Annotated in this window: 14 protein-coding genes and 1 riboswitch; of the genes, 11 read left to right on the forward strand and 3 right to left on the reverse strand. The window is 40.3% G+C overall.

Features of this window, described 5'->3' with window-relative positions; all coding sequences use genetic code 11:
- Window position 1: 1 nt before the first annotated feature.
- The 3 genes from BN988_RS13325 to BN988_RS13335 all read right to left on the reverse strand — a co-directional run bounded on the left by BN988_RS13325 (window position 2) and on the right by BN988_RS13335 (window position 1,863).
- Window positions 2-472 (reverse strand): NUDIX hydrolase, encoded by a 471-nt coding sequence (locus BN988_RS13325; RefSeq protein WP_231495241.1) that lies wholly within the window; start codon window positions 470-472, stop codon window positions 2-4.
- A gap of 145 nt (window positions 473-617) precedes the next feature.
- Window positions 618-1,097 carry a DUF4825 domain-containing protein gene (locus BN988_RS13330; RefSeq protein ID WP_036577267.1) on the reverse strand — a complete coding sequence of 160 codons (480 nt, stop codon included), beginning with the start codon at window positions 1,095-1,097 and terminating at the stop codon, window positions 618-620.
- 205 nt (window positions 1,098-1,302) lie between these two features.
- Entirely contained in the window at window positions 1,303-1,863 is a 561-nt protein-coding gene (locus tag BN988_RS13335) for a GNAT family N-acetyltransferase (protein WP_036577268.1), read from the reverse strand.
- 562 nt (window positions 1,864-2,425) lie between these two features.
- Here BN988_RS13335 and BN988_RS13345 point away from each other — a divergent pair.
- The 11 genes from BN988_RS13345 (at window position 2,426) to pcrB (ending at window position 13,006) form a co-directional block, all read left to right on the forward strand.
- Window positions 2,426-2,782 carry a hypothetical protein gene (locus BN988_RS13345; protein WP_036577270.1) on the forward strand — a complete coding sequence of 119 codons (357 nt, stop codon included), beginning with the start codon at window positions 2,426-2,428 and terminating at the stop codon, window positions 2,780-2,782.
- Window positions 2,783-2,831: 49 nt separating this feature from the next.
- A complete protein-coding gene (locus tag BN988_RS13350; RefSeq protein WP_036577271.1) occupies window positions 2,832-4,574 on the forward strand; it encodes an adenine deaminase C-terminal domain-containing protein in 1,743 nt (580 codons plus the stop codon).
- A gap of 45 nt (window positions 4,575-4,619) precedes the next feature.
- The gene (locus tag BN988_RS13355; protein ID WP_036577272.1) at window positions 4,620-5,666 is read left to right on the forward strand and encodes a DUF3048 domain-containing protein; all 1,047 of its coding nucleotides are present in this window, start codon (window positions 4,620-4,622) and stop codon (window positions 5,664-5,666) included.
- An 18-nt stretch (window positions 5,667-5,684) separates the two neighbouring features.
- Entirely contained in the window at window positions 5,685-5,984 is a 300-nt protein-coding gene (locus BN988_RS13360) for a YerC/YecD family TrpR-related protein (RefSeq protein ID WP_036577273.1), read from the forward strand.
- 98 nt (window positions 5,985-6,082) lie between these two features.
- A complete protein-coding gene (nagZ, locus tag BN988_RS13365; RefSeq protein WP_051557942.1) occupies window positions 6,083-7,423 on the forward strand; it encodes a beta-N-acetylhexosaminidase in 1,341 nt (446 codons plus the stop codon).
- A gap of 89 nt (window positions 7,424-7,512) precedes the next feature.
- A riboswitch (TPP riboswitch) is annotated at window positions 7,513-7,622 on the forward strand.
- Between the two features lie 112 nt (window positions 7,623-7,734).
- The gene (locus BN988_RS13370) at window positions 7,735-8,730 is read left to right on the forward strand and encodes an ABC transporter substrate-binding protein (protein WP_036577274.1); all 996 of its coding nucleotides are present in this window, start codon (window positions 7,735-7,737) and stop codon (window positions 8,728-8,730) included.
- Between the two features lie 20 nt (window positions 8,731-8,750).
- Window positions 8,751-9,041 (forward strand): thiamine-binding protein, encoded by a 291-nt coding sequence (locus BN988_RS13375; protein ID WP_036577275.1) that lies wholly within the window; start codon window positions 8,751-8,753, stop codon window positions 9,039-9,041.
- Window positions 9,042-9,352: 311 nt separating this feature from the next.
- On the forward strand, window positions 9,353-10,120 hold the full coding sequence (locus tag BN988_RS13380) for an ABC transporter permease (protein WP_036577276.1): 768 nt from the start codon (window positions 9,353-9,355) through the stop codon (window positions 10,118-10,120).
- A complete protein-coding gene (locus tag BN988_RS13385) occupies window positions 10,117-10,854 on the forward strand; it encodes an ABC transporter ATP-binding protein (protein ID WP_036577277.1) in 738 nt (245 codons plus the stop codon). Before BN988_RS13380 ends, BN988_RS13385 begins: the two co-directional genes overlap by 4 nt.
- Window positions 10,854-11,633, forward strand: coding sequence for a TatD family hydrolase (locus BN988_RS13390; RefSeq protein ID WP_036577278.1), 780 nt, complete (start codon window positions 10,854-10,856; stop codon window positions 11,631-11,633). Before BN988_RS13385 ends, BN988_RS13390 begins: the two co-directional genes overlap by 1 nt.
- Window positions 11,634-12,328: 695 nt before the next feature.
- Window positions 12,329-13,006 carry a heptaprenylglyceryl phosphate synthase gene (pcrB, locus tag BN988_RS13400; protein WP_081779471.1) on the forward strand — a complete coding sequence of 226 codons (678 nt, stop codon included), beginning with the start codon at window positions 12,329-12,331 and terminating at the stop codon, window positions 13,004-13,006.
- The last annotated feature ends 2 nt before the right edge of the window (window positions 13,007-13,008 follow it).

A 13,008-nucleotide genomic window follows, 5' to 3' on the forward strand; every position in this document is an offset into this window, starting at 1 on the left:
TCTATAAGGATGTATTAATAAAGCGTTCCATCAGCTCTGTTTCTTCTTTTAATAATCGTGAAAGAAATAATAGTTGAGGGAACGGTTGTAATATTAATTTTGTATCTATCTCTGGAGTTAAAATAGATATTCCATGTAGCTTTTGATACCTATGTAAAGACAGTCTTTTTTGGCAGAGAAGTTGTACGTTCTCTGGGGAGAGTAATAATAACCCTTTTGATTCAGAAGATGGTGTTGGCCTAGTTGAAGTAGTAGAAAGGTACATTACTGTGTAAGCCGATTTTTCATTGCCTTTAATAAGGATTGGGGCAATTGGTTCGTTTACTGTAACTTTATTTGGTACTCCATTCCACTTGCTAAGGTAAAATGTTGTATCTGAATGAAAGGGAGTAATATTGATCTGCGATTCTTCGTAAACCTCACGTTTTGCTGTATCCAACGCTGTTTCATTATCTTCTCTATGTCCTCCCAATCTGACTATCCCAAGTTTGTAACCATCTTTGGTTGGTCCGACTTGAAATACAAATAAACCTTTATATAAAACATAAGCTCCAGATGTTCGTATATCATTAGGAATAAGGATAATACTCCCTCCTTTTTGCTTAACTCTCTACCCATTATTTTAATAACTGCTTAACTTTATTTTCGTCTTCCGAAAATTCTAGTACAATTTCTCTTAGTTCATCTTCGTTTTGAACATTACTAAATTCTTTGCCATACCACTCTTGTAGATTATCTTTCGTGATAGTATATTCACTTATATCTGAATTAAAGGTTATCCACTCAACGTTTTGTACTAATGTAAATAAAAATGTAGCATTGTATATTACTGTTTCTCTGTATTCTTCTGGAGAGTCTGTCCAATCGTAGTTTAGGATAATGCCATATGGTTCTTCATTTGTTTTAAGTTCAAAACCGTTTAAATGCTTAGAACCTGGTAATTGATTGGCAATGTTTCCTACTGCGCTATTATCACCAACAAATGAATCCTTAAATTTAAAAATATTTTCATTTGCATCTGCATCATTTGAATTACACCCACTCAATAAAAACAATACTGATAGAGATATGTACAAAAACGCAATTACTTTTCTCATTTATTTTCCTCCTTTCTTTTACTACACGAATGATACATTCTAAAAGAGTTTCGTTATCTTCTATCTTGTCACCAACACCATCCATGTTTCCTTGTGTTTCTTTTATCATAAACAGACTTGCTATTTCTTTTAATCTCAAATTAGGACACCTCTCTAGGAATTATATTGCGATACAATGATCTTTTAATTTGGACTCACCTTAAGTTCAACAACTGGTGTCTTCGTGCTTAAATCGTCCCATCACAATAGTATTATAGTAATTACCATCAGACAGAAATTTGTCCTTTTTTAAAAAACCTTCCACTTCAAAACCATATTTTTTATACAGAGTTATGGCTTTATCATTTGTTTCAAGCACATGTAAAGTCATCTTTTTAATATCATTCGAGTCAGCCCAACGAACTGACTCTCCTAAGAGATTTTTTCCTATACCGTAACCCCAGTAGTCTCTTAATACACAGACTCCGAATTCTACCTTATGAGAAGTTCTTTTTAATTTGATTCCTTCACACCTGGAAAATCCTACAATCTTCTCATTAACTTCTACAACTAAAAATAGGTTACTGGCACTCCTTGTATCCTCTGAAATAATTTGTTTAAAGCCTATTGCATCTATGTAAGCTTCGCCTGTTTCTCTATCCAAATTCTCTGTTTCCCCATCAATCTGGAGTCGCAGTTCAGACAAGCTTTTAGCATCCTTTTCTTGAGCAGACCTTACAGTGTAACGTAAATTTTTAACATGAAACTTTTTTGGTTCTTGCGTCATCTGGACTCCTTCTTAGAATTATTTGTTTAAAAATCTGGTCTTTCTTTCTTCCATAGAGCTTCTAAGTTCAGTTATCTTCTCCCAAATTACAATCAACTGAATCAATAAGATAGGAGCAACATAAGGTTTACAATTCATTAATAAAACTAACCGAAATATTGGAGGATTAACTGATAAATTGCTATGCAAAACCCTAAAATACTTGCTTTCAATTTTGCAGGGTGGCTTCTTTTGTTAAGAAACAAGTATAGGATAACGGCTATAAAGCCTAAGGGGGTCCATAGTTCAAATATACCCTCTTCAGTAACTTGAGAATAAATTGGAGTAATGTAAGTGCTAATTAGAAAGTAAAAAAACACTCTAGAACGTTTGGATTCTAATTGTTTACTCCACCTTACTAATAAGAAAATGACGATGATAGCAATAACCGTAATGTGGAGAGGGGGTAAAACAATAGCAGAATTTCCAAAATCAAATACCATTTTGATTAGCCACCTTAAGTTTCTAAGCACATACCCATTAATCAAATTACTAAGTTGTTAGATGAAGAGCATATTATTAGATGTTTTTAACTATATTTTACCATATTGTATTACCACTTTTAGATTTTTCTCAATATAATTATAAGATTACGACGATGTCATGGATCCATTTAAATAGTGCTAGTGATACCACAGCACCCAAAAGTGAAACCACAGCACCGCAAAGTGAAACCACAACACCCAAAAGTGAAACCACAGCACCCAAAAGTGAAACCATAGTACCACAAAGTGAAACCACAACACCCAAAAGTGAAACCACAGCACCCGAAAGTGAAACCACAACACCACAAAGTGAAACCATAGCCCCACCCGACGCACCACACCAAATCAATTCACAAAATGGACATACCAATTTAACGGTAACTTTACAGTGTTAAAGTGTTATGTATGGTAAAATAAAGAAAAAGAAGTATTGGAGCGTTGTCTATGTTAGAGAATGGTTATTACTGGAGAAACCGTGAACTGAGAAAGCATGTCAGCGTGATTGATGGATTGGATAAGCCTGACCTGCTTTTAACGAATGCTGTTTATTTAAATGCGTATACGAAAGAGTGGATCTCAGCAAACATTTGGATTGTTGATGATCGCATTGTCTATGTAGGGGAAAAGCTTCCTGCTAATACGGAGGATATAGAAACAATGGATTGTGCAGGGAAGTATCTTGTTCCAGGATATATCGAGCCACATGCCCACCCGTTCCAATTATATAACCCTGAACAGCTCGCGAATCATGTAGCAAAAACAGGAACTACAACACTAGTAAATGATAACATTTTATGGTTATTGTTATTGAAGAAAAAGAAAGCGTTTTCTTTATTAAATGAACTACAAAAGCATCCTGTCTCCATGTATTGGTGGGCACGCTTTGATGCGCAAACCGAATTGAAAGATGATACACAACTTTTTAATACACAGGAGATCCTTTCATGGATAAAGCACCCAGCTGTTGTTCAGGGGGGAGAGCTGACCTCATGGCCTGATTTACTAGCAGGGGACGATCGGCTTCTGCATTGGATACAGGAAACAAAACGACAAGGCAAGCCAGTAGAAGGGCATTTGCCTGGAGCGTCTGAAAAAACATTAACAAAGATGAAGCTATTGGGTGTAAATGCAGATCATGAATCCATGACAGGTGAGGACGTTATTAGTAGGTTGCGCCTTGGTTATCAGGTAGGACTACGCTATTCATCTATTCGACCAGATTTGCCGAAGTTGCTTGAGGAACTGCTGGCTATGAATCTAAAAAGCTATGACAATCTTACAATGACCACGGATGGAGCTACGCCAGGATTCTATGAAGACGGCATGATGAACGTATGTATTGAGATTGCGATAGAAAAAGGCGTTCCAATTGAGGAAGCTTATATGATGGCAAGCTATAATGCAGCAAAACATCTTAGCTTAGAGGAACAACTTGGAAGCATTGCACCAGGTCGAATTGCCAATATCAATATTCTTTCAGATAAGGATAATCCGCACCCTGAAAGTGTTTTGGCTAAAGGACAGTGGATTGTAAAAGATCATAGCCCAAAAGAGATTTCCAATGTAGTGAATTGGGAAGAATATGGGATAGGGAAACTAACCTATGATTGGGAGCTTACAGAAAATGAATTGCAGTTTTCTGTGCCTATCGGACTTGATATGGTGAATGATGTCATTATAAAACCGTATGCGATTGATACAGACATTGCAACAGAACAGTTACCAGAAACGAAGAAGGATGCTTTCCTACTCCTACTAGATCGTAAAGGGAAATGGCGCGTCAATACGACCATACGTGGTTTCACAGATCGTCTTGGCGGTATGGCAAGCTCTTATTCTACGACAGGTGACTTCATCTTTATTGGAAAAAGTAAAGCCGATATTATCTTAGCAGGCAATCGATTAAAGGAATTAGGTGGAGGAATTGTCATCGTCCATGATGGGGAAATTTTACTGGAAATCCCACTCACACTATCGGGCACTATGTATGATGGAAATATGCGGGACTTAATAGAGAAGGAAAAGCAGCTTAAAACGATATTAGTAGAATATGGTTATCCTTTTTCAGACCCGGTTTACTCGATATTTTTCTTATCTTCAACACACCTTCCTCACATTCGGATAACACAACAGGGGATTGTGGACGTGAAGAAAAAAGCAGTGCTATTCCCAGCGACCATGTGTTAGCGTATAATGGAGTAAAATCTATGTTAACAAGGGTGTTGTGAGAAAATGAAGAAAATCGTATGGATGCTGCTCTTCGCATTCATCTTGTTGGTTGGTTGCTCCGAGAAACAAGAAGCGGAGAACAATGAAACGAAGGATATAGATATGCAGGAGAAGACAGACCAACCGGATGTGTCGGAGTCGGAAGAAATCGTAGCTCCTTTGACAGGAGTGGCAATAGACGAACCTACTAATAATCGCATTGTCGGTGTGATGGTGAATAATCATTCCAAAGCAAGGCCGCAAACCGGATTGTCTAAAGCAGATCTTGTGTTTGAAATATTAGCTGAGGGACAGATAACACGTTTTCTTGCTATGTTTCAAAGTGAAATGCCGGATGTTGTTGGCCCTGTAAGAAGTGCACGGGAATATTATTTTAATTTGGCCAATGACTATAACGCGCTTTATGTTTATCACGGGGCAGCAAATTTTGTTAATGATATGATTATGAACAGAGGAATTGAACATTTAAATGGATCCCTATATGATAATGATGGAAACTTGTTCAAGCGAGAATCATTCCGTAATGCGCCACACAATTCCTATTTACAGCTTGGGGCTGTATATGACGTGGCCAAAAGTAAAGGCTATGAGACCACTGCTGATATTGAGCCGCTTACTTTTGTGAAAAGCGATAAAGAGATTGCTGGTGACCCAGCCCAGCATGTAGAAATTGTTTATTCCGATCAACCAATGGAAATTGTCGAATATGACTATAGTGCAAGCGATGAAGTGTACACACGCTATAATGACCGTGAACAAACAGTAGAACTGAACACAGAAGAGCCTATACAGGCAGCAAATGTATTTATAGTGGAAACCCCACATGAAGTGATTGATGATGCTGGACGGAGGGCCGTCGACATGGAATCGGGCGGAAATGCATACCTTTTGCAAAAAGGAAAAGTACAACAATTGCAATGGGAGAATAGAGAAGGAAGAATTGTTCCTGTAAAGGATGGAGATATAGTGGGCTTTGTCCCAGGGAAAACTTGGATCAATGTTATTCCTACCAATCCTGGATTAACCGAGTCCGTCAACATAACTAATTAGAAGCAGGAGGGCTTGTTTGTGCAAATAGATAAACTACGAGGAGAACAGCTCGATCAATTGTTCGATGCAATTCTTACACTAAAGGACCGGGAAGAGTGCTACCGCTTTTTTGATGATATTGCGACTATGTCGGAGATCCATGCCATCTCCCAACGGCTACAAGTGGCAAAAATGCTAACGGAAGGCCGTACCTACACGGTAATTGAACAGGAAACCAATGCTTCGACTGCAACCATATCGCGTGTGCGTAGATGTATTAATTATGGTAGCGAAGGATATAAGATGGTTTTAGACCGACTTACCGATGAAGAGAAGTAACAAACAAAGAGATGCTGGGTCATAGCCCAACATCTCTTTGTTTATACTAAAGAATATAAAAACACAGAAGGTTACATCGCTATACATGGGAGGACATCATGGAAATAAAAAATAATAAATGGAAAGCGATAGGATTTTGTTTAGCTCTGATTTTCTTCATCTCGTTGGTGGGGTGTTCCCAGAATACAGACAACAGCGTGGAACACGAAAAACCAACAGAGCAAGGCAATAAGGGTGATGGTAAGGAAGACGAAGGCAAAAGCAGTGCCCAAGATAATGCTACAGAAGAAGACGAAATGGACTCCGAAGAATCCTCTGTAGATGCTTTAAAAGAAGCAGTTCAAGATAAGATTTCTTCTATGACAATGGAAGAAAAAGTTGGCCAGATGCTTATGATTGGGTTTGAAGGTACCCAAGTGAATGATCAAACGAGGAATTTCATGCAAGAAAATCATATCGGCGGAGTCATTTTGTTTGAAAGGAACATTACCGACTCAAAACAATTATTAAATTTGAACAGGGAACTAAAGGAATTGAACGCAGATTCTCAGGATATCCCTCTTTTTATTTCCGTAGACGAAGAAGGTGGGGTTGTATCAAGAATGCCCCCCAAAATAGTAAATTTACCAGACAGTAAAGAGATTGGTGATCTTAATAATACAGAGCTTGCATACCAAGTTGGGGAAGCGATTGGAGAAAGGGTAAACGCATTCGGGTTTAATGTAACTATGGCCCCTGTTATGGATGTTAATAGTAACCCAGATAACCCTATTATCGGAAAGAGATCTTTTGGTGATAACAAGGAGATTGTTTCGGATATGGGCGTTGAAGAGATGAAGGGTATCCAATCAAAAGGCATCATTCCCGTCATCAAACATTTTCCGGGCCACGGAGATACAGATATGGATTCCCACTTGGACTTACCTGTAGTGCATAATAGTTTGGAAAGCATCCGAGAAATGGAATTAGTGCCATTCCAAAAAGCTATTGATCACCAAGCTGATATGACGATGGTTGCACATATACTGTTACCCGAGATAGATAATGAATATCCCTCTTCCTTATCTAAGAATGTGGTCACCACTATGTTAAGAGAAGAATTGCGCTTTAACGGAGTAGCTATAACCGACGATATGACAATGGGAGCCATTTTAGAAAACTATGATATAGGGGATGCTACCGTAAAAGCGGTTCAAGCGGGAAATGATATTGTTTTAGTATGCCATGGTGATGAAAATAAATTGAAAGCTGTTCATAGTTTAACCAAGGCTGTGGAAAGTGGAACTATTAAGGAAGAAAGAATCAATGAGAGTGTGGAGAGAATTTTACTCCTAAAAGAAAAATACAACCTTTCCAGTACTTCTCCAAGCAATATAGAGCTGGATAAAATCAATCAGTCATCTGAAGAAATAATTCGTAAGCTTGAAGAAAATGAATAGTATTTTAAGGGTAATCCATCTAGACCTAACTTGTATTTTGTGACAATCTATGGCAGAGTAAGAATGTAATGTTGTTAATTGAATAGTACGTTTCGATGTAGGGGGACCAGTGTTGCTGGTTGAGATCATATCCGTAAGATATAGACCCTTGGAACCTGATCTGGCTTAAACCAGCGTAGGGAACATATAGAAGTGAATGTGACGATATATGCGCCTGGGTGAGCCCTGAGCGCATTTTTTTGTGCATGAAAACAATATGTTCCTCCAAACAACAGCATTATGTGTCATAACAAAAAAAGGAGGAAGGAAGAATGAAAAAGCTTTTACTTAGTATGGTTGTCTTGTTCACCTTGATCATTGCAGGCTGTAATCAAGAGGCAACAGGAAATGAGCAAGAGGACAGCAGTTTAAAGAAAGTGACAATGGTGCTCGACTGGACACCGAATACGAACCACACAGGATTATATGTTGCCCAAGCAGAAGGGTATTTTGAAGAACAAGGTTTGGATGTAGAGATCACCTTGCCAGGTGAATCAGGGGCAGACCAGGTGGTGGCATCCGGAAAGGCAGAATTTGGGATAGGGGCACAAGAAGCTGTGACCGAAGCACGTATTCAGGACATCCCAATTGTTTCACTTGCTGCAATTATTCAGCATAATACATCTGGTTTTGCTTCCCCTGCGGATAAAGAAATTACGTCGCCTGCTGATTACGCCGGAAAAACATATGGTGGCTGGGGTGCACCTGTAGAGAAGGCAGTAATTGCTTCATTGATGAAACAGGAAGATGCCAGCGCAGAGGATGTCACTATTATAAACATGGGAAATACTGACTTTTTCACGGCTGTCGAAAGAGATGTTGATTTTGCCTGGATCTATTATGGATGGACTGGAGTGGAAGCAGAGCTCCGCGATGTTGAATTGAATATGCAATATTTAACCGATTATAGTGACAAGCTAGATTACTATACGCCGGTTATCACCACGAATGAAAGGCTGATAGAATCCGATCCAGAAACGATCCAATCATTTATGAAGGCAGTGACGAAGGGGTACGAGTATGCAATCGAGAAACCTGATAAAGCAGCTGATATCTTAATAGAGGCAGTGCCTGACTTAGACCCAGAATTAGTGAAAGCAAGTCAGGAATGGATTTCCCCGAAATATCAAGATGATGCTACTCAGTGGGGAGTACAAGACGAGAAGGTTTGGCAGAATTACGGAGATTGGATGTATGAGAATGGACTATTGGAAAAAGAACTAGATGCCAACAGTGCCTATACAAATGAATTTTTACCAGAAAAATAGAATTGGAGTGTGAGGAATAAATGGCAAATGCGTTAGTAAGTATACAAATTATCCCGAAAACTAAAAACGGCGAAGATAGTATTCCATATGTTGATGCGGCTATTGATGTAATTGAACAGTCAGGTGTTAAGTATCAGGTGAATCCGCTTGAGACCACAATGGAAGGGGAACTAACAGCATTATTTTCCATCATCGGAAAAATGAATGAAAAAATGGCCAGCCTTGGATGTCCGAGCATAATTTCTCAAGTGAAGGTTTTTTACAAACCAGATGGAACATCGATGGACGTGTTAACGGAAAAATACCGCTAAGAATGGAGGTGGAGTGGTTGGGACAATAGTACTTACGTAAAAGATAAATCCGAAAGAATGACCTTTGAAGAACCGCTTCAGAAATATACTCCGCTTTCCATGGGCGGCTGGTGAGCCTCCGGATGCTACGCATTCCGGGGTCTCACCTAGGCCTTCCTCCCATAGGACAAGGAAGACTTCGACAGCATTGCATCGCACGCAGAAAATCGTTTTTTGATTTTCAAGGAGTCTTCGTATATTTCTTACGCTTATTCTAGCTATCATCCGTCATTTGATTAAAACTTTTTGTTCTGTCCCGACCTCTTACAAAAATGAAGAAAATAGTAGCACAAGGATGGCGTCCTGTGTTGGTCGTTATCCTTTTACTTGTTTTGTGGGAAGCTAGCAGCCGTTTGTTTGTTATTCCAGCCTGGTTACTGCCATCCCCATTCACCATAATGGAAGAAGGGTTAAGCAGCTGGTCTAATTATGCACATCATCTTGTCTCAACCACAAAGCTATCAATAGTAGGATTTGTAATTGGTACAAGTATAGGATTGCTTATTGCTGTCTTATTACATTTGATGCCCCGTGTACGTCAGGCGTTTTATCCATTGCTTATCCTATCCCAGAATATCCCGATTATTGTGCTGGCGCCATTGTTAATTATATGGTTTGGATTTGGCGTCTTACCGAAATTATTTATCATTACCCTTGTTTGTTTCTTCCCGGTTGCGGTAGCGGCCTTGGATGGATTCCGCCAAACAAATGCCGAAATGAAGCATTATATGTACATGGCAGGCGCATCAAAACGGCAGGTTTTTTCGAAGCTTGAATTGCCACATGCGTTGCCAGCTGTGTTTTCTGGATTAAAAATATCTGCTACTTACAGTGTAATGGGAGCAGTTATTTCCGAATGGTTAGGTGCCAACAAGGGCATCGGAGTATATATGACATTGGCACAGTCCTCTTTTAGAACAGACCGGGTATTTGTAGCGATATTTTTCATCATGTTATTATGTTTGCTATTTTTTAGTTTCATTATTGCATTGGAAAAGTTTTTCATTAAAGGACGAGCCGGTCAGGAGGCGAAATCATGAGTGAACTTAAAGTAAGCAAAGTATCCAAGTCATTCGGGGAGAAAAAAGTGCTTCAGTCTGTTTCCTTTTCAGTAAGAGAAGGTGAATTTGTATCCTTGCTCGGGCCTTCTGGAAGTGGGAAGAGTACACTGTTTCATTTAATTGGAGGCTTGTATACACCGGATGAGGGCGAATTATATTTAGGTGGAGAAAACATTAACGGAAAACGTGGGAAAATCAGCTATACACCACAAAGCCCTTCTTTGTTTCCATGGCGTACAGTGCTCGATAATGTCGTTCTCGGTGAAGAGTTACATGCAAAGCCTAATAAAGAAAGGGCAAGCGCCATGCTGGAGAGGGCAGGTCTTGCAGATTATGTGAATGCCTACCCCCATCAATTGTCAGGTGGGATGCGACAGCGTGCTGCTTATGTAAGATCCTTGCTCAGCCCACAGCCTTTCATTTGTCTGGACGAACCATTCTCTGCCCTAGATGAATTTACAAGACTCGACATGCAAAAATGGCTGCTGTCCATTTGGGAAGAAAACCGTAAATCCGTTTTATTTGTAACCCACAATATAGAGGAAGCCATTTTCTTATCTGATCGAGTATTAGTGCTATCCAGCAACCCCGCTACAGTAAAGCGGGAGTTTACAATTCCTTTCGAGCGCCCCCGTCGAGAAGAGCTCGTTCTGACGGAAGAATTTTTGGATTGGAAAAAACAAATTTACCATGAGTTGCGGAGTGAAGCATAATGCGAGCTGTTATCGATGCCCATATTCATTTGGATATGTATACCAAACAAGAGCAGCAAAGGATATTGCAAGATTTAGATGATGCGAATGTGGAGGCGCTGATTTGTGTGTCGAACCACTTGCAGTCTGCTCAAAGGCTGTTAGAGTTAGGGAAAGAGGACAGGCGGGTAAAGCCGGCCATAGGTTACCATCCCGAGCAAGAACTGCCAACAGAGGAAGAACAGGCCGCTCTATGGGAATTAATCGATCAAGCACAACATAGATTCGTGGCAATCGGCGAGGTTGGCTTACCGTATTATATGCGAAAGGAAAATCCTGCATTTGACCTGAGCGCCTACATTAATCTTTTGGAGCGGTTTATCAGAAAAGCCGCCCAACTTAATAAGCCTATTGTGCTGCATGCTGTGTATGAGGATGCACCTGTTGTTTGTGATCTACTGGAAAAATATCAGGTGAAAAAGGCGCACTTTCACTGGTTTAAGGGAGATAAGCAAACAGTGAAGCGAATGATTAAAAATGGCTATTATATTTCCATAACACCTGATTGCATGTATGAAGCGGAAATTCAGCAATTGATTTCTGCTTATCCATTAGAGCAAATAATGGTGGAGACGGACGGGCCATGGCCGTTTGAAGGAGAATTTCAAGGCAGTCTGACTCATCCTTACATGCTCCATCGCATCGTGGAAAAAATAGCCTATTTAAAAAAGATCAATGAAGGGCAAGTTTATCGTCAGTTATATAGGAATACAAAGGAATTTTATAACCTCACAGATTAGTGTGAAGCGTGAGGCTCTCGCGTGGCGTTTTCATAAAGTCGCGTGGGCTGTCACGAAAGTTGCGTGCGGCCCTCGCAAAGTCGCGTGAGGCTGTCACGAATTCACGTGTCACTCTCACGAAGTCGCGTGCCGCTCTCGCGAAGTCGCGTGTTGCCCTCACAAAGTCGCGTGTCGCCTTCGTAAAGAGACGCAACTCCCACCAAAACAGACGCACCAATCCAGTAAAGAGACGCAACTCTCCCCCCAAAAGAGACGCACCAATCCAGCAAAAAGACGCAGCTCCCATCAAAACAGACGCACCGCTCCAACAAAGAGACGCACCGCTCCAACAAAGAGACGCAGCCCCCATCAAAAGAGACGCAGCCCCCACCAAAACAGACGCACCGATCCAGCAAAGAGGCGCAGCCCCCATCAAAAGAGACGCACCGATCCAGCAAAGAGACGCAGCTCCCATCAAAATAGACGCACCGCTCCAACAAAGAGACGCACCAATCCAGCAAAAAGACGCAGCCCCCACCAAAACAGACGCACCGCTCCAGCAAAGAGACGCCAACACCCATCCAAAACCCAGCCTCATCACACCACCACGACACCTTCTAAAAAATTTCACCCTTATCCCTAAATTCCGCTAGGTTTTTTTGGTATAATAAAGTAATGGATTAAGTTAATGGAGGATTAACAATTTGTATACTACAATGAACGAATGGAAGCATATATTTAAACTCGACCCTGCCAAGGAAATCTCGGATGAACATTTAGAAATGATTTGTGAATCAGGAACGGACGCTGTGATTGTTGGTGGAACAGATGACATCACATTGGACGGGGTACTTGATTTGCTTGCCCGTGTCCGCAGATATACGGTCCCATGTATTTTAGAAATTTCCTCAATGGACGCGATCACCCCAGGATTTGATTATTACTATATCCCTATGGTTCTGAATTCAAAAGAGAAGAAATGGATGATGGATATCCAGCATCAAGCGATTAAAGAGTTTGTCGACATGATGGAATATAGTGAGATTTTGTTTGAAGGATATTGCATTTTGAATGAGGAAGCCAAGGCTTTTACCCATACAAACAGTTACTTGCCGGATGAAGAAGATGTCATTGCATATGCATATATGGCGGAAAAAGTCTTCCACTTACCGGTTTTTTATATGGAGTACAGCGGCAAATATGGCGATCCCGAGCTTGTGAAAAAAGTGAAGCAACAGCTTGATGAAACGAAGCTTTTTTACGGTGGAGGAATTGAGACGGTGCAACAGGCACGAGACATGAAAGAGAATGCTGATGTGATTATTGTCGGCAATATTATATATACAGACATCAAAAAAGCAATAAAAACAGTAAAAGCAATAAAAGATAATTGAGT

The sequence above is a fragment of the Oceanobacillus picturae genome, assembly GCF_000612865.1.
GTDB lineage: Bacteria > Bacillota > Bacilli > Bacillales > Amphibacillaceae > Oceanobacillus_B > Oceanobacillus_B jordanicus.